The organism is Dehalococcoidia bacterium, assembly GCA_030648205.1.
Lineage (GTDB): Bacteria > Chloroflexota > Dehalococcoidia > JAUSIH01 > JAUSIH01 > JAUSIH01.
This window is the reverse complement of record JAUSIH010000010.1, coordinates 1-17,564: the sequence shown is the minus strand read 5'-3', so window position 1 is coordinate 17,564 and position 17,564 is coordinate 1. Positions and strand designations below refer to the sequence as shown.

The 17,564-nt window shown below is 64.8% G+C and carries 15 protein-coding genes; 13 read left to right on the top strand and 2 right to left on the bottom strand.

The window, feature by feature from the left end; translation table 11 throughout:
• A partial coding sequence (locus Q7T26_01200) for an inositol-3-phosphate synthase (protein ID MDO8530775.1) occupies positions 1–947 on the bottom strand: 947 nt, incomplete at its 3' end.
• A 204-nt stretch (positions 948–1,151) separates the two neighbouring features.
• Between Q7T26_01200 and Q7T26_01195 the strand changes: the two genes are divergently transcribed.
• From Q7T26_01195 to Q7T26_01135, 13 genes are all read left to right on the top strand, one after another.
• Positions 1,152–1,700, top strand: a complete 549-nt coding sequence (locus Q7T26_01195) for a carboxymuconolactone decarboxylase family protein (GenBank protein MDO8530774.1) — start codon at positions 1,152–1,154, stop codon at positions 1,698–1,700.
• A gap of 210 nt (positions 1,701–1,910) precedes the next feature.
• Positions 1,911–3,527 (top strand): DNA methyltransferase, encoded by a 1,617-nt coding sequence (locus Q7T26_01190; protein ID MDO8530773.1) that lies wholly within the window; start codon positions 1,911–1,913, stop codon positions 3,525–3,527.
• Between the two features lie 252 nt (positions 3,528–3,779).
• Positions 3,780–4,895, top strand: a complete 1,116-nt coding sequence (locus tag Q7T26_01185; GenBank protein MDO8530772.1) for a histidinol-phosphate transaminase — start codon at positions 3,780–3,782, stop codon at positions 4,893–4,895.
• Positions 4,888–5,526 carry an alpha-ribazole phosphatase gene (gene cobC, locus Q7T26_01180; GenBank protein MDO8530771.1) on the top strand — a complete coding sequence of 213 codons (639 nt, stop codon included), beginning with the start codon at positions 4,888–4,890 and terminating at the stop codon, positions 5,524–5,526. Before Q7T26_01185 ends, cobC begins: the two co-directional genes overlap by 8 nt.
• A gap of 109 nt (positions 5,527–5,635) precedes the next feature.
• The gene (cobT, locus tag Q7T26_01175) at positions 5,636–6,736 is read left to right on the top strand and encodes a nicotinate-nucleotide--dimethylbenzimidazole phosphoribosyltransferase (protein MDO8530770.1); all 1,101 of its coding nucleotides are present in this window, start codon (positions 5,636–5,638) and stop codon (positions 6,734–6,736) included.
• A gap of 6 nt (positions 6,737–6,742) precedes the next feature.
• Entirely contained in the window at positions 6,743–7,525 is a 783-nt protein-coding gene (cobS, locus tag Q7T26_01170) for an adenosylcobinamide-GDP ribazoletransferase (protein ID MDO8530769.1), read from the top strand.
• Positions 7,526–7,952: 427 nt separating this feature from the next.
• Complete coding sequence (locus Q7T26_01165; protein ID MDO8530768.1) at positions 7,953–9,728, top strand: ABC transporter substrate-binding protein; 1,776 nt, start codon at positions 7,953–7,955, stop codon at positions 9,726–9,728.
• Between the two features lie 168 nt (positions 9,729–9,896).
• The gene (locus Q7T26_01160; GenBank protein ID MDO8530767.1) at positions 9,897–11,648 is read left to right on the top strand and encodes an ABC transporter substrate-binding protein; all 1,752 of its coding nucleotides are present in this window, start codon (positions 9,897–9,899) and stop codon (positions 11,646–11,648) included.
• A 117-nt stretch (positions 11,649–11,765) separates the two neighbouring features.
• Positions 11,766–12,716 carry an ABC transporter permease gene (locus tag Q7T26_01155; protein ID MDO8530766.1) on the top strand — a complete coding sequence of 317 codons (951 nt, stop codon included), beginning with the start codon at positions 11,766–11,768 and terminating at the stop codon, positions 12,714–12,716.
• A gap of 27 nt (positions 12,717–12,743) precedes the next feature.
• Positions 12,744–13,649 (top strand): ABC transporter permease, encoded by a 906-nt coding sequence (locus Q7T26_01150; GenBank protein MDO8530765.1) that lies wholly within the window; start codon positions 12,744–12,746, stop codon positions 13,647–13,649.
• A gap of 44 nt (positions 13,650–13,693) precedes the next feature.
• A complete protein-coding gene (locus tag Q7T26_01145; GenBank protein MDO8530764.1) occupies positions 13,694–14,908 on the top strand; it encodes a CoA transferase in 1,215 nt (404 codons plus the stop codon).
• Positions 14,909–14,934: 26 nt separating this feature from the next.
• Entirely contained in the window at positions 14,935–16,146 is a 1,212-nt protein-coding gene (locus tag Q7T26_01140; protein MDO8530763.1) for a CoA transferase, read from the top strand.
• A gap of 2 nt (positions 16,147–16,148) precedes the next feature.
• Entirely contained in the window at positions 16,149–17,354 is a 1,206-nt protein-coding gene (locus tag Q7T26_01135) for an iron-containing alcohol dehydrogenase family protein (protein MDO8530762.1), read from the top strand.
• A 74-nt stretch (positions 17,355–17,428) separates the two neighbouring features.
• Here the strand turns inward: Q7T26_01135 and Q7T26_01130 are convergent.
• Positions 17,429–17,564: DDE transposase (locus tag Q7T26_01130; GenBank protein ID MDO8530761.1), on the bottom strand; the 136-nt coding region annotated here is incomplete at its 5' end.

Here is a 17,564-nt window from a genome sequence, read left to right as displayed (position 1 = left end):
TTCGGGCTGTCCCATACCTCCATCTTCAACTCCAGGTTAAGCGGGACATCTCCAAAAGTTCTGCCTTCCATCCGGATGTGACACCACTTGCGGTCGGTCAGCCACGGCACGTAGTCGCTGGGGCCGATGTGCACGTTGTCCGCGCCGATGTCGTAGTCAAGCTGCGAGGTCACGGAGTTGGTCTTGGAGATCTTCTTGGACTCCAGCCGCTCTCTTTCCAGCATGTTCAGGAAATCGGTGTTGCCGCCAAAGTTAAGCTGGTATGTCCGCTCCAGCCGCACGCCCCGGTCGCGGAAGAGGCGCGTCAGGACGCGGTGGGTGATGGTAGCGCCCACCTGGGACTTGATGTCGTCGCCGATGACGGGCACGCCCCTGTCGTGGAAGCGCTTGTTCCAGTATTTCTCCCTGCCGATGAAGACGGGGATGCAGTTGACGAGGGCGCAGCCAGCGGTCAACACCTGCTCCACGTACCACTTGGTGGCCATCTCGCTGCCCACGGGCAGGTAGTTCATCACCACGTGTGTCTTGGTGTCCTTCAGAATGCCCACGATGTCCGCGGTGGAGCCGGGGGCCTTGTGGACCACGGAGGCGAGGTACTTGCCAATACTGTCGTGCGTCATGCCCCGCTCCACCTTGACCCCGGTGGCGGCCACGTCGGCGAACTTGATGGTGTTGTTCGGAGGCGTCTGGATGGCTTCCGCCAGGTCCTTGCCCACCTTGTTCTTGTCAATGTCAAAGGCCGCGACGAAGTTGATGTCCGAGATATGGTACCCGCCGAGAAGGGGATGCATCAGGCCGGGTATAAACTTGTCGGTGGGCGCGTTACGGTAGTAGGAGACGCCCTGGACCAGAGATGAGGCGCAGTTCCCCACGCCGACGATGGCGACGTTGATTTTGCGGCTCTCCTGGGCGGCCCCCTGCCGTTCCTTACCGTTGGCTTTTGCCATAGACCTATCGCTCCTCGTTCGCTCAGGCGAACATATGAAATTCTAGCAGGTTAGGGGTCTGTACTCAAGGCCGCCGTATCCTGTCAAGCTGTTGGTTCAGGGAGTGGTGGCGCCTGGTTGCACGACGCCCATTGGCCGGCTGGCGGCGCGCGGAATCGTGTATGATATCGGGCGCGCCATCACTATCCAAATCAGGAGGACAGCATGCCCCGATTACCCTACGTCACGCGAGAAGAGCTTCCCCAGGACCTGCGCCACATGTACGAGGACATCGCCCAGGGGCGCGGCCACGTCCCCCATCCGTTCAAGCTGCTGCTGCACAGCCCCGGCGCCTGCGCCCACGTGAGCGCGCTCGGCCAGTACGTGCGCTTCAAGTCCAGCCTGTCCGCGCCCGTCCGCGAGCTGGCCATCCTGGTGGTGTCCCGCCACATCAACTGCGATTATGAGTATAGCTACCACGAGCCGGTGGCGCGCAAGGTGGGCGTGTCCGACGCCGCCATTGACGCGGTGAGACGCCGGAAGGCCACGACCGGCCTGCCCGCCCACGAGGCGGCGGTCATCCGCTTCGCGCGGAGCCTGGTGCGGCGCTACCGCGCCAGCGACGCGACCTACCGGGCTATCCAGAAGCTGCTGGGCACCCAGGGCGCGGTGGACCTGGCCGTGGGCGTGGGGTACTACTGGCTTCTGGGCGTCGCCATGGACACGCTGGGGGTGACTCTGGAGCCGGAGATGAAGCCGCTTCTGCCCAAATAGCACCTGGTCAATAAACCCCGCGCATATTAGAGGTGGAGGAGCCTCGCCCCTGCCGGGTTGGGGGGTGTCCCGGCTTTGCACAGAAAGTGCCGCCTGCACAAAAAGGGTTACTTGTCACCGCGCCACTCAATCAAGCCCTTCAAGCACTTGCTTAGTAGGTTATAATCCTAACGGATATGTGATAGCCGCATGTCCGTTAGGGGGCCTCAATTGAATACAACAAACCTTCTCTACTACGGCGACAATCTAGATATTCTCCACCGCTACATCAAGGACGAAACGGTAGACCTTATCTACCTCGATCCACCGTTCAATAGCAATCAGGACTACAACGTACTGTTTGCCGAACAAGATGGCTCCCGCTCTGCCGCTCAAATAAAGGCATTTGGGGATACTTGGGGTTGGGACCAGGAATCAGCCAGAACCTATCTGAAGATGGTAGATGCTGGTGGTAAGGTCTCCCAAGTCATGCAGGCATTTCATACGTTCTTGGGCGAGAACGACATGCTCGCTTATCTATCTATGATGGCTCCCCGATTGGTTGACCTCAGGAGGGTATTAAGGCCCAGTGGCAGCATCTACCTCCATTGTGACCCGACTGCCAGCCACTACTTGAAGCTACTCATGGACGCCGTGTTCGGGCCGCAGAATTTCCGAAATGAAATCGTCTGGCGGAGATCACACCCGAAAGGCCATGCATTCACACGCTTTGCCACCAGCCACGATGTGATCCTTGCTTATGCTATGGGCACAAAAACCGCCACATGGAATCCGATCTATGCGGCCAATATGAACGCTGACGAGCAATACCGCCTTGTAGATGACCAAGGGCGACGCTATCAGTTGACGAGCTTGCTGAACCCGAATCCTGACCGACCGAACTTGACCTATTCGTTCAAGGGTGTGACTAAGGTGTGGCGGTGGACCAGGGAAAGGATGGAGGAAGCAGACCGGCAAGGACTCATCATCGTTCCGAAGGGCGGTGAGGGTATCCCGCGCCTGAAACGATATCTTGACGAACAGGAAGGCATCCCTGTCGGGGATTTCTGGGATGACATTCCGATTGCCGCAGGCGGTGAGCGTTTAGGCTATCCTACGCAAAAGCCGGAAGCCTTATTGGAGCGCATTATTCAGGCTAGTAGCAACGAAGGGGAAGTGGTGCTTGACCCATTTTGCGGCTGTGGAACTACTATAGCCGTCGCCCAACGTCTGAACCGCCAGTGGATAGGTATTGACATCACGCATCTCGCTATCACACTGATTAAGAATCGCCTGAAAGACATGACCAACGGTAGGGCGAGTTACACCATCATTGGGGAGCCTGTGACGTTGCCAGATGCGGAAGAACTCGCTGCAAACGACAAGTATCAATTCCAGTGGTGGGCATTGGGTCTAGTCGGGGCGCGTCCGGCTGACCAAAAGAAAGGTGCAGACAAGGGCATTGATGGGCGGCTCTACTTCCACGACGAAGCAGACGAAACGAAAACAAAGCAAGTCATCCTGTCTGTTAAGGGTGGTAAGTTGAAGCCCGATGATGTCCGTGCTTTGAAGGGCGTTGTTCAGCGTGAGAGCGCCCAAATAGGCGTCCTGATAAGTTTTGAGGAGCCGACGAAGCCGATGAGAGCTGACGCAGCGGGAGGTGGGTTCTATCACTCGCCAGGATGGGACAAAGACTATCCTGCAATTCAAATCATCACGGTCGAGGAACTATTGAACGGCAAAAGCATAGATATGCCACCACAACAACAAGTGAGTACCACGTTTAAGAAGGCTCCAAGGGCCAAGGGGCCAAAGGGTAAAAACCTAGCGATGCCGCTTGACGGCTAAAACTAGGCTGTTGGACGTTAGGGGATAATTGCCATCGGATGAGTTCTGACTTTTTGTGCAGAAAAGTTACTTGCACAAAAAGTGGCGCTAAATTAGGGGTTTATGTGCAAAGCTGGGGTGTCCCCACCCCTCCCCATATAAAGTTGGTTGGGGGACCCCCCCAACCCCCGTCAGGAGGGTTTCACCCTCCTGAACCTCCCCATCACGGCTTGAGGCATGGGCCGCCGCCGCTATCTGCTATAATACAAAGCTATGCAGACGCCAGTCTCCGGCCAGGTCTCGTCCGCGCGCCCCATCCACGGCGGCCTGCGCGACGCGGAGGCCCGCGCCCTGGGCCTGGACCCGGCGGAGGTGCTGGACTTCAGCGCGAGCGTCAACCCCCTGGGGCCGTCGCCCCGTGTGCGCGAGGCCCTCGCGCGGTTCGACCCGTCCGCCTACCCGGACCCGGAGTGCCGCGCCCTCCGAGACGCCCTTGCGCGGCTGCACGGCGTACCTGCTTCAAACATCCTGCCGGGCAACGGCGCCACCGAGCTTATTCACCTCATTCCTCGCGCGCTGGCTCCGCAAGGCGGAGAGTACGCCGTCGTGCTGGGCCCCACCTTCGGAGAGTACGACGTCGCGTGCCGCCTGGCGGGGCTGAACGTCGTGGAGGTCCGGGCCACGCGGGAGAAGGGCTTCCAGTGGGACATGGACGAAGTATGCCACGTCCTGGCGGAAGAGGCGCCCGTCCTCCTGTTTCTGTGCAACCCCAACAACCCCACCGGCGTGTACCTGGACAGGCGCGCCGTGCTGCGTCTCCTCGACGCCGCGCCGGACGCGACGCTGGTCTTGGACGAGGCGTACGCGCCGTTCGTGGCGGCGCCGTGGGCGTCGTCCGACCTGACCGCAAGCGGACGCGTCGTGGTGCTGCGCTCCATGACCAAGGACGGCGCGCTGGCCGGCCTGCGCCTGGGCTATGCCCTGGCGCAGGAAGATGTGGCCCAACGCCTACGGATATTCCAGCCGTCGTGGAGCGTGAACGCGGCGGCGCAGGCGGCGGGCCTCGCGGCGCTGGCGGACGCCGACCACCTGACACGCGCCCGCGCCGAGGTGCGCCGCGCCGTCGCATACCTGCGGGAGGCGCTCTCGGAGATGGGCCTGTACGTCGCGCCATCGCTCGCCAACTTCGTGCTCGTCGAGGTGGGTGACGCCCCCGCCATGCGGCTGGCCCTCCTGCGGCGGGGTCTCTGCGTCCGCGACTGCACATCCTTCGGCCTGCCCTCGTTCATCCGCATCGGTGCGCGGCGCCTGCCCGACTGCGAGAGGCTGATGGCCGCGCTGCCGGACGCGCTGGGACGTGGGGGGGTAGCGGTCTCGCATCATGGCTAAGCTCTATCTGGTCCGCCACGCCGAGACCGCCTGGAACGCCGAAGGGCGCATCCAGGGCTACACCGACACGCCCCTCAGCGAGACGGGACGACGACAGGCCGAGACCCTGCGGGAGCGGCTGGCGCGCGTCCCGTTCCACCGCGCCCTGACCAGCGACCTTATGAGGTCGGCGGACACCGCCCGCGCCATCCTCGAAGGACGCGCTGTGCCGCTGACCCTGACGCCGGAGTTGCGCGAGATGAGCTACGGCGAGTGGGAGACCCAGAGCTGGCGCGACATCCAGGCCAGATTCCCGGAGCAGATGGCGCGCATCTACCAGCGCGACCCAGCGTTCGCCCCCCCGAAGGGGGAGAGCATGCTGGACGTTATGCAACGCACGGCCCGGTTCCTGGCGGCCCAGGACTTCACCCGGCCGGACGAGAATGTCCTGCTGGTGGCGCACGGCGGCACGCTCCGCAGCGTCATCTTCAACCTGCTGGGCCTGCCAGTGAGCCACTTCTGGCGCATCCGCCTGGCCAACGCAAGCATGTCCGTCATCGAGACGGTGGACGGCGGCGCGTTGCTCAGCCTGCTGAACGACGTGGGCCACCTGGACGGGCTGGCCCCTCGCCCGGATCCCGCCGCAGGGTAGCGGCCAGGCTTCAAAAGGAGATGCAGGAACATGCCAGCGCAGGCACGGCCACGGCCTGTTACACTGGTAAAGTTAAAGTTTATTCTCAATCGTTCTGGAGGCAATACCCGTGGGCATACTCGAACAGTGCTTGCAGCGCATTGGCCCGGTGGACCGCCGGGCCATGGAAACGGCGCGTCAGCGCCAGAACCAGCTTACCAAGCCCCTCGGCAGCCTGGGCCGTCTGGAGGAGTTGTCCATCCAGGTGGCGGGCATCATCGGCCAGCCCGCGCCCAAGCTCAAGCACAAGACCATCATCGTGGCCGCCGCCGACCACGGCGTGGTGGCCGAGGGCGTCAGCGCCTACCCCCAGCAGGTGACGGCCCAGATGGTGGAGAACTTCATCGCGGGGGGCGCCGCCATCAACGTCCTGTCCCGGCACGTGGACGCTCGCCTGCTGGTCGTTGACGTCGGCGTGGCGACGGAGATCAAGCCCCGCGTCGGCCTCTTCTCCAAGCGCATCGCCCCCGGGACTGCCAACATGGCCAAAGGGCCCGCCATGACGCGGGAGCAGGCCGTGATGTCCATCGAGACGGGCATCACCATCGCCGACGCGGAGCTGCGGAAGGGCGCGGACATCTTCGCCATCGGCGACATGGGCATCGGCAACACCACGGCGGCCAGCGCCATCACCGCGGCCATCACCGGCCGCCCGCCGCTGGAGGTGACCGGCGCCGGCGCCGGCCTCACCGAGGAGCAGCGACGGCACAAGGCGGAGGTGGTCCAGCGCGCGCTGGACGTGAACAAGCCGAACGGGCAGGACGCACTGGACGTGCTGGCCAAAGTGGGCGGATTCGAAATCGGCGCGCTGGCCGGGGTCATCCTAGCTGCGGCGGCGCACCGTCGGCCCGTGGTCCTTGACGGTTTCATATCCTCCTCGGCGGCGCTCATCGCCTGCGGAATGAAGCCCATGATCCGCGACTACCTGATAGCGGCGCACATGTCCGTGGAGCCGGGGCACAAGGTGATTCTTGAGCACCTGAAGCTGACCCCGCTCCTGGACCTGGGCATGCGCCTGGGCGAAGGGACGGGCGCGGCGCTCGGCATGTTCCTAGTGGACGGCGCTGCGCGGCTGCTGAGCGAGATGGCTACGTTCTCTCAGGCGGGCGTCTCCGAGAAGAACGCGCAGGAGAGGCCGCAGGCAGCGCCGACCAGGCCCCCCTCGCCGTAGGCTGACGTGGGCCGTGTCCCGTGCCCACGGGGCTTCCTCGCCGCGCTGCGCTTTCTGACAATCGCCCCGATAGATCGGGGCACCGTCAGTCCGGAGGATCTGTCCGCCGGGCTGCCTTACTTTCCCGTCGTCGGACTGCTGCTGGGGCTGGCCCTGGCCGCGCTGGACGCGCTGCTGGGCCTCGTCCTGCCGCCCTTTCCGGCCAGCGCCCTGGTAGTCGCGGCGATGGTCCTGCTCACCGGCGGGCTACATCTGGACGGCCTGGCTGACGCCTGCGACGGCCTGTTCGGCGGGCACACGCCGGAGCGTCGCCGCGAGATTATGCGGGATACGGCGCGCGGCACTTACGCCATGGCGGGCATCATGCTGGTGCTCCTTGTGAAGTGGGCCGCGCTCGCCAGCCTGGGCGGCGCCGTGCGGCCCTGGGCCATCATCGCGGCGCCCCTGCTGGGTCGGTGGACACAGGTGCTGGCCCTCACCGCTTTCCCGTACGCCCGCGCGGAGGGCCTCGGCGTCGCGTTCAAGGGCGGGGCGACGGCGGGCCGCGCCGTGGCCGCGGGGTTCATCGCGTTCGGCGCGGCGGGGCTTCTGCTGAGGGCGCCGGGGCTGTGGCTGGCCGGGGTCGTCACATTCGCGGCATGGCTGCTGGCGCGGTGGGCCAGCGCGCGTCTCGGCGGCGGGCTGACGGGCGACGTCTACGGCGCGCTGAGCGAAGTGGCGGAGGCGCTGGCGCTGACGGTGGCGGTGGCGATGGCCGGGACGGCGCTCGTGCAGGTCATGGTCTGGTAGGTCGCGCGTCGCACCCCAGGGCAGACCGGGCGCGGCGCGGGCCGCTGCCAGTTTTGCCTAGCCCCTTGACATACCTACGCTTAATCCGCATAATCTCCTCATCGTACGCTTCTGGCCGTTTGATTCATGGGAAAAGCCCATCAAGTCCTGTCTTTCATCATAGGGAAGCGTCCTATTCGCATCGGTTATACGTGACGCAAGACCAGGCGGCTGGACTACCGGAACGCCTTCGGACAGGCGGCATCCTGGCACGGGCCAACCACTCTGGGCCAATGTCTAAGAACACCCGACCCACCCAAGGACAACAGAGTAACCCAACATAGGCAGGAAACCGCAGCGTCGTCATACGCAAGCTGTTCCGGACTACACAGGCCCGGACAGCCGCCCATAGCACGGATGCCGAGTGTCGGCAAGAGAGGGAGGCACAATGATACCTCGATCGCGAGGAACCGGAGCCACGGTCCTACTGGGAAGTCTGGGGGTAGCCTTCTCGCTGCTCGCGTCAAGCTGCGCCCCCGCAGCGGCGCCAGCACCCGCTCCCGCGGCGCCTCCAGCGGCGTCGGCGCCGGCCCCCGCGGCAGCTCCGCCCCGGCCGGCAGCGCCGGCACAGCCATCCGCTCCCTCCGCAGCGCCCGCGGCGACTCCCACCCGCGCCGCCGGAGCAGCGGCGACGCCCTCGCCCGCGTCACGACCCGCCTCCCCGGCGGCGGCCACGCCCAAGAAGGGTGGCATCCTGACCATCACCGTCTATTCAGACCCGCCCCACTACGACACCACGGTGGGAAGCTTCAGCATCGTGGCCACCGCGGGCATGATGCACGCGGGCCTGCTCCGCTATGACATGCAGGACAACGGCAAGATGGTCCCGGACCTGGCCGCTTCCTGGGATGTCGCGGGCGACGACAAGCAGTACACGTTCCGCCTGCAGAAGAACGCCAAGTGGCATGATGGGAAACCGGTCACGGCGGACGACGTGAAGTACACCATGGAAAAGCGCATCAAACCGGACCCGGGAGGTCTTCAGGACACCAGTGACTTCGACGCCGTCAAGAGCATAGAGGTAGTTGACGCCAACACTGTCAAGGTCTCTCTGTCTCAGCCCAGCTACTCGTTCCTTCCAGCGCTGGCGGGCGCTCAGCGCAATCCCATCCTCCCCAAGCACCTCCTGGAGAAATCCAAGAACTACCGCAAAGAGACCGTCGGCGCGGGGGCGTTCAAGTTCAAGCAGCACGCCCCGGGCGTCGTGTTCGAAGTCGAGCGGTTTAAGGACTACTTCCTCCCCGGCCTGCCCTATCTGGACGGCATCCGGGGAGCGCTCATAGAGGACGCAGGCACGCGGCTGGCGGCTCTGCGCACGCATCGGGTACAGTTGACCACTCTTGGAGTGGGCGGAATACAACCCACGGACATGCCCATCATTCAGCAGGTCAAGGGTATTACCGTGGTCCCCTACGCCACGGGCAGCTTCTTCCACGTCATGCCGAACCCGAACGTGAAGCCGTGGAATGACATCCGCGTCCGTCGCGCGGCGCATCTGGCCATAGACAGGACCGATGTCAACAAGCTGGTCAAGCAGGGGACGGGTTTCGTGGGCGGGTTCCTCCTGCGCCCCAACGAGTTCGCGCGGCCCATCGAGTACTACGAGAAGCTGCCGGGCTACCGCCTCCCCAAGGACCAGGACATCGCGGAGGCCAAGCGTCTCATGGCGGAAGCGGGATATCCCAACGGTTTCAAGACGAACGTCCTGGTGCGGCGCTCCGGATTTGGCCCGGCGCTCTCCGAGGTACTGCGACAGCAATGGCTGAAAATCGGGATTGACGCCACACTGGACATCCAGCCACAGGCCATAGAGGCGGACAGGCGCTACGCCGAGCAATGGGACGTCATCGCCTACGGGGCGGGCGCCGGCATCATGGACCCCGATGCATCCCTTGGCCGAGGAGTCCTGAACCCGCTCTTCACCTTCGGCAAGACCGACAAAAAAGCGCAGGAATTGTTCACCCGCCAAGGCATGACCCTAGACCCCGCCAAGCGCAAGATCATTCTCCAGGAGCTGGAAGACTACATGTTCGAGCAGCTTCCCGCCTTCCCCTTCTTCTATGACTCCGGGCCACAGGCTGTCTGGAATGAAGTGAAAGGCTACGGCGTGCCGGATGGTATCTACAGCATCCATAATTATGTGACCGTCTGGCTGGACCAGTAGGCGACCGGTCAATCTCCGCAGGGAGAACTGAGGAGACGTATCTTTGAGGCGGGGCGCTGGCGGTGTCGTCAACGCCCCGTCTCAGGCTTGGTGAAGTTGAAGCGCCACAGGGTATTGTGAGGCGGCTCCTCCGTACATAGCCGTGCGTTGACGCGAGAGGGAGGCACTATGAAACGGCGAACGCGAGAAAGCAACAGCTTGGTCGCACTTGGGAGCCTGGGCATAGCCCTCCTACTGCTCGCATCAAGCTGCGCCCCCGCGGCGGCGCCCGCGGCGGCGCCCGCGCCCGCTCCGGCGGCCTCTCCAGCGGCGCCGGCCCCAGCGCGTCCACCTGCCACCTCCCCCGGCGCGCCGTCGGCGACCCCCACTCCCGTTGTTCCCGCCGCGGTATCACCATCGCCCACGCCACGACCCGCCCCCGCAGTGGCCGCGCCCAAGAAGGGCGGCATCCTAACCATCATCGTCTCCGGAGACCCTTCCCACTACGACGTCACGGTGGGAAGCTTAGACATCGTGGCGACCGCGGGCATAATGCACGCGGGCCTGCTCCGATACGATATGCAAGACAACTCCAAGGTCGTCCCGGACCTAGCGGCCTCGTGGGACATGGCGGCGGACGGAAGGCAGTACACGTTCCACCTGCGCAAGAACGCCATGTGGCACGACGGGAAACCGGTAACGACAGAGGACGTGAAATTCACCCTGGGAAAGCGCATCAAGCCCGACCCCGGAGGGCTTCAGGACACCAGCGACTTCGACGCCGTCAAGAGCATAGAGATCCCGGACGCCAACACCGTCAATATCTTTCTGTCTCAGCCCAGCTACTCGTTCCTTCCGGCGCTGGCGGGCGCTCAGCGCAATCCCATCCTGCCCAAGCACATCCTGGAGAAGTCCAAGAACTACCGCAAGGAGACCGTCGGCGCGGGGGCGTTCAAGTTCAAACAACATGCGACGGGTGTCCTGTTCGAGGTCGAGCGGTTCAAGGACTACTTCCTCCCCGGTCTGCCCTATCTGGACGGCATCCGGGGATCCCTGATACAGGATCCCGGCACGCGGCTGGCGGCGCTCCGCACCCACAGGGTCCAACTGACCTCCCTGGGCGCTGGCGGACTACAGCCCACGGACATGCCCGTCCTTCAGCAGATCAAGGGCATTACCGTGGTCCCTTACGCCACGGGCAGCTTCTTCCACGCCATGCCGAACTTGAATGTGAAGCCGTGGAATGATGTGCGGGTGCGCCGCGCGGCGCACCTGGTCGTTAACCGCACCGAAGTGAACCAGCTCGTGAAGCAAGGGACTGCCTACGTTGGCGGTTTTCTGCTGCGCCCCAACGAGTTCGCGCGGCCCATGGAGTACTACGATAAGCTGCCGGGCTACCGTCTCCCCAAGGACCAGGACATCGCGGAGGCCAAGCGCCTTCTGGCACAGGCGGGATATCCCAACGGATTCAAGACGAACGCCCTGGTGCGAAGGTCCGGCTTATTCCCCCAACTCTCTGCGGTCTTGCGGGAGCAATGGCTGAAAATTGGGATTGACGCCACCTTGGACCTCCAATCCCAGGCCGTGGAAGCGGAGAGGCGCTACTCCGAGCAGTGGGACGTCCTCTGCTGCGGGTCGGGCACCGGCATCATGGACCCGGATTCCTCCCTGGGCCGAGGAGTCCTGAACCCGCTCTTCACCTTCGCTAAGACCGACAAGAAAGCAATGGAGCTGTTCAACCTGCAGAGCCAGACTTTGGACACCACCAAGCGCAAGGCTGTCCTCCATGACTTGGAAGACTACCTTTTTGAGCAGCTTCCCGCCTTCCCCTTCTTCTATGACTCCGGGCCACAGGCTGTCTGGAATGAAGTGAAAGGGTATGGCGTGCCGGATGGTATCTACAGCATCCATAACTATGTGACCGTCTGGCTGGACCAGTAGGCGACCCGGTCAGTCTCCGCCGGGAGAACTGAGGAGACGTATCTTTGAGACGGGGCGCTGGCGGTGTCGTCAACCCCCCGTCTCAGGCTTGGTGAAGCTAGAGTGTCGCAGTATATATTGAGGCGATTCCTCCTCCTCATTCCCACTCTCCTGGGAATATCCGTTGTCATTTTCCTGGTGATGCGCGTGGTCCCGGGAGACGTGGCGCTTCTGATTGTGACCGGCGGCGGCGAAGGCTCGGGCGGTGTTGTTCGGCAAGAATCCCTGAACGCCGTCCGAAAGGAGCTGGGGCTGGACAAACCCCTGCACCTCCAGTACGTCGCGTGGATGGGGGACGTGCTTCGTTTGAACGGCGGGGCTTCTCTGTGGAGCGGCAGATCGGTGGCGGACGAGGTCAAGCGGAGGTTCCCGGTCACGCTGGAGCTCGCCCTGATGACGTTCCTGATCTCCCTGCTCATCTCCCTGCCCACGGGTGTTCTTTCGGCGCTGCGGCAGGATACGTGGTCGGACTACATGTTCCGAGTGGTGAGCATTGGAGGCATCGCCATGCCCACCTTCTGGAGCGGCACGCTGGTGGTCCTGTTTCTTGTGCAGACGTTCGACTGGATACCGCCCCTGGGAACGCCGAGCATCCTGGAAGACCCCAAGACCCTGTTCTCGCAGCTCATCTGGCCGGCCATGGCCCTGGGATACTATCAGGCCGCCGTCATCAGCCGCATGACCCGCTCCGCGATGCTGGAGGTTCTGCGCCAGGACTACGTGCGGACGGCGTGGGCCAAGGGACTTCGCGAGCGCGTCGTGGTGGTGCGGCACGCCCTGAAAAACGCCATGTTGCCCGTGATAACCCTCAGCGGGATACAGTTTGGACACCTGCTGGGCGGCACGGTCATCATGGAGTCCATCTTGGTCATCCCCGGAATCGGCAGCTACCTACTGCACGCGCTGCTGACCCGAGACTACCCGGTCATCCAGTCCATCATCGTCCTCTTGGCGGCCATCTTCGTGCTGGTGAACATGGCGGTGGACCTGCTGTACGGATGGCTCGATCCGCGCATTCGCTATGATTAGACACATGATCAGGGAAGTGAACGGGGTATGAAGCAGGAAGCGACCATCGCGTCCGGCGGGCTGGTGCTCTCGGCGAGGCCTTCACGACTACGATGGGCGTGGCGGCTCGTCCGGCGGAAGCCGCTCGGCGCCGCCAGCATGCTGCTGATCGCAGCGCTTGTCCTGTGCGCCGTGCTCGCGCCTGTGGTTGCGCCCTACGACCCCATGGAGCAGCGCGCCACGGCTACGTTCGCCTCCCCGCAGCCTCAGTTTATGGCGGGAACGGACAACTTGGGCAGGGACATCTTCTCCCGCATCATCTGGGGCGCCCAGGTCTCGCTGGTTGTCGGAGTCCTCTCGGTGGGCATAGGCGGCGGCGTCGGCGGCTTCTTGGGTCTTCTCAGCGGCTACTTCGGCGGCAGGCTGGACATGGTCATGCAACGGTTCGTGGACGCGCTCCTGGCCTTCCCCAACCTCATCCTGGCCATGATCATCGTGGTGGTGCTGCAGCCCACGCTGATGAACGTTGTCATCACCGTCGCCATCATCCTAGTGTCGCCCACCGTCCGCGTGATACGCTCCGCGGCCATAAGCGTAAAGGCGAACGAATACGTGCAGGCGGCCCGGGCCATAGGGGCCAGCGACCTGCGGATACTCCTGCGCCACGCCGCCCCGAACTGCATGGCGCCCTTCATCGTCCTGACAACGGCCCAGATAAGCACCGCCATCCTGACGGAGGCAACCTTGGGATTCCTGGGGCTGGGCATCCGGCCACCGACGCCCACGTGGGGGTCCATGCTGTCCGAGGGCCGCCAGTACGTCAATCTGGCGCCGTGGATGGCCGTCTACCCGGGCGTGGCGGTGAGCCTAGCTGTCTATGGCTTCAATCTGCTGGGCGACACGCTCCGCGACGAGCTAGACCCGCGGCTGCGCGGCGGAGGGGGCCACCTGTAGCGCACCGCTTCAGCGCAACCTGCACATCACGGACTGGAGGAGACATGGGACTCCCTGGCGCGCTGGATGACCTCAAGGTCATAGACTTCGGCACGCTCTTTTCGGGCCCTTACTGCGCCCGCCTCCTCGGCGACCTTGGCGCGGAGGTCATCAAGATCGAGGAGCCTCTCACGGGCGACCCCGCCCGCCGCATGGAGCCGTTCCCGCACGACAGCCCCGGCGCGGAGCAGAGCGGCTTTTTCCTCTACTCCAACTTCAACAAGCTGGGCGTCACCCTCAATCCCCGGACGGCCACCGGCCGCGCGATGTTTGTCGAGTTGATCAGGCAGGCCGACATCCTCGTCACCAACAGACCGCCCGCCGAAATGGAGGCGCTCGGCCTGGACTACCCGCGTTTGCAGCAGGTCAACTCCCGCCTCATCGTGACGTCCGTCACGCCGTTCGGCAGCTACGGACCGCGCAGAGACTGGCGGGGCGACGACCTTGTCTCCTTCTCCGCCGGGGGCCTGACCTACCTCACCCCCTATTCCGCCGAGGACCCGGAGAAGGACAGGCCTTTGCGCGCCGCGGGGCGTCAGGCGCACTTCCTGGCCGGCAGCATGGCCGCCGCCGCCACCATGTCCGCCGTCCTCATGCGGTGGACCACGGGCAAGGGCCAGCTCGTGGACGTGTCCCAGCAGGAGGTCATCCTGTCCATGCGGTCGCCCGCCGTCACCGTCTTCGATCCCGGCAAGCCGACAGCCCGCATCGGCCCGCCCTCCGGAGGCGCGGTGGGCCTGGTCAGGTGCGCCGACGGCTACGTCTGCTTCGTGACCATGCAGGAGAGCGAGTGGCAGAGCCTGCTGGAGGTGATGGGCAACCCGGAGTGGTTGTCCAGCCCGCTGTTCAAAGCGCGGGCGGAGCGCGCCAAGCACTGGGACGCCTGCCTCCGGATGGTCGAGGAGTGGACGACCCGGCGCACGAAGGAGCAGGTGCGGGCGCTGTGCCAGTCCAAGCGCGTCCCCTGCGAGCAGGTCAACTCGCCGGAAGACATCGTGAACTACAAGCACCTGTGGGAGAGGGGCTTCTTCCAGGAATGGGAGCAGCCCGCCGCCGGGAAGGTGACGACGCCCGGACGGCCGTTCGTCATGTCCGGCACGCCCTGGCGCTTCCAGAGGCCCGCTCCGCTGCTCGGACAGCACAATGAAGAGGTGTTCTGCAAGCGACTGGGCTACTCGCGGACGGACCTGGTCAAGCTGACAGAGGCGCGGATTATCTAGTCCGGAAGAGACTGAGGATATACGACATGGGCATCTTGCCGCTATCGGGAGTGCGCGTCGTGGACATGACGCGGGTCGTCGCCGGGCCGTGGGCCACGCGCGTGCTGGCCACCTTCGGCGCCGAGGTCATCAAAATCGAGTCCACGAAGCGCCTCGACTTCCAGCGCAACCGAGGCCCTTTCCCTCCCGGCCTCGGCCCGCCGGACGGCAGCGCCGCCTTCACGGCAAACAACCTGAACAAGCGGAGCTTTACGCTGGACCTCACGCGAGAGGAGGGGCGCAAGCTGTTCCTGGAGCTTGTCAGGAAGTCCGACGTGGTGCTAGAGAACTTCAGCTACGGCGTCATGGAGAAGCTGGGCTTCGGATATGACGCTCTGAGCAAGAACAACCCGGGCGTCATCATGCTGTCCCTCTCCGCGCTGGGCCGCACGGGGCCGGAAAAGACCGCGGTGGGCTACGGCCACGGGTTCCACGCCTTTTCCGGCATCACCTACCTGACCGGCTACCCGGACAAGGGGCCCGGAGGCATCGGCGGCTCCTGGTCGGACCCGGTGGCGGGGACCAGTATGACCTTCTCCATCATGGCCGCCCTGCACCACCGGAAGAAGACGGGCCAGGGCCAGCATATTGACCTCTCCATCATCGAGGCGACGATGGTGGGCCTGCCCGAGGCGCTCATGGACTACACGATGAACGGGCGCAATCGAGGCCGCCGCGCCAACGAGGACGATATCATGGCGCCCCACAACACGTACCGCTGCGCCGGCGCCGACGCCTGGATAGCCATCGGCGTAGAGGACGACACGCAGTGGCGCGCCCTCTGCGGCGTCATGGGACGGCCCGACCTCGCCGCGGACGCCCGCTTTGCCGACCGCTACGCCCGCTGGACGCGCAGGGCCGAGCTGGACACCCTTGTGGAAGGCTGGACGCGCACGCAGAGCAACACCGACCTTGAGCGACGGCTCCAGGGCGTCGGCGTTCCGGCGAGCGCCGTGCGCGACATCCGCGACCTGCTGGAGGACGAGCACCTCAACGCGCGGGGCGTCTTCGCGCGCGTGCCGCACCCGCAACAAGGACCGCTGTTGTATCTCACAACGCCCTGGCACCTGAGCGAGGCCAAGCCGGAATACAGGACGGGCTCGCTTCTGGCGCAGGACAATATGGACATCCTGACGAACGTGCTCGGCTACTCAGTCGAGGAGGCGCGTCGCCTCATCGAATCGGGCGTGGCGGTGTAGATATGGACTACGTGAACACGTTCCGCTATCGCGGCTCGGACGTCCGCGTGTACGCGGGCAAGGACGCGCTCGGCAACCTGAAGTCGGAGGCGGAGCGCACCGGCGCCACGAAGGCCTTCGTCGTGTGCGGCCAGTCGGTGGCGCACCGCACCGACCTGCTGGCGCGCATCGGCCAGGCCCTCGGCGAACGCTACGCGGGCGCGTTCGACGGCGTGCAGGCCTCGTCGCCGCTGCCCGCCGTGCTGGCCGGAGTGCAGGCCGCGCGCAAGGCGGGCGCCGACATGATCGTGGCCGTCGGCGGCGGCAGCGCCATCGTCACGGCCCGCGCCATCACCATCGTCCTCGCCGAGGGCGACGATGTGCACAAGCTCTGCACCCAGTACCCGCCGGGCAAGCCGCCCGTCAGCCCGCGTCTGGCGAAGCCCAAGCTGCCGAACGTGCTCGTGCCGACCACGCCGACGACCGCGATGAACCGCGCGGGCACGGCGGTGCTGGACCCGGGCAGCAGTCATCGCCTGGAGCTGTTCGACCCGAAGACGCGCCCCGCCGCCATCATCATGGACGCGCAGGCCCTGCTCACCGCGCCCGTCGCGCTGGCGCGGAGCACGGCGGTGGCGTGCCTCAGCGACGCCATAACGAGCGTCGCCGCGACGCCCCCGAACCCGCTCGGCGACGGCGACTCCGTTCAGGCGCTGCGCCTCGTGACCACGTACCTGCCGCGCCTCGTCCGCGAGCCGGAGAACGCCGACGCGCGCGTCATGCTGGCGACGGCGGCGTTCCTGTGCAATCGCAGCGCGGACGCGGAGGGCGGCGGCAGCGGCCAGTTCGGCGTCGTGCGGTCGCTGGCGCACTGCCTGGCGTCGCGCTACCCGCGAGTGGGCCACGGCGGGGCCTACGCCATCGTGACCGTGCCCTGCCTGCGCTTCAACTTGGCGGCGACGCTGCCGGGGCAGGCGCGGCTGGCGGAGGCGCTGGGCGCGCGGACGAAAGGGATGAGCGACGAGGAGGCCGCTTTAGCGGCCCACGCGGCCATCGAGGGGCTGCTGCGTAACCTGGGCATGCCGCTGCGCCTCGGCGAGGTCGGCGTCCCGCGGGAGGCGTGCGACGCCGTCGCTGCGGACGCCATGACGGACTTCTTCCTGTTCCGCAACGCGCGCAAGATACGCGACGTGAGCGAGCTGGCGGAGGTGCTACGGGGGGCGTGGTAGGGAGGCGCAATAGGCGCGGGTCAGACCAATTCGAATCCGGTACGGCCCACTTTGCAAGCATTTGTATAAGGTGATTAGGTAAGGTTTGGCACAAAATCGCAGAGGTACTGAACTAACCGAGGGAAGATGTCCTCCTGGCGATGATTGTAGCGGAACTCCAGTTCCTTGAGGTACAAAGGGAAGCGTTGGGGAGACACCCCATGATGCTTG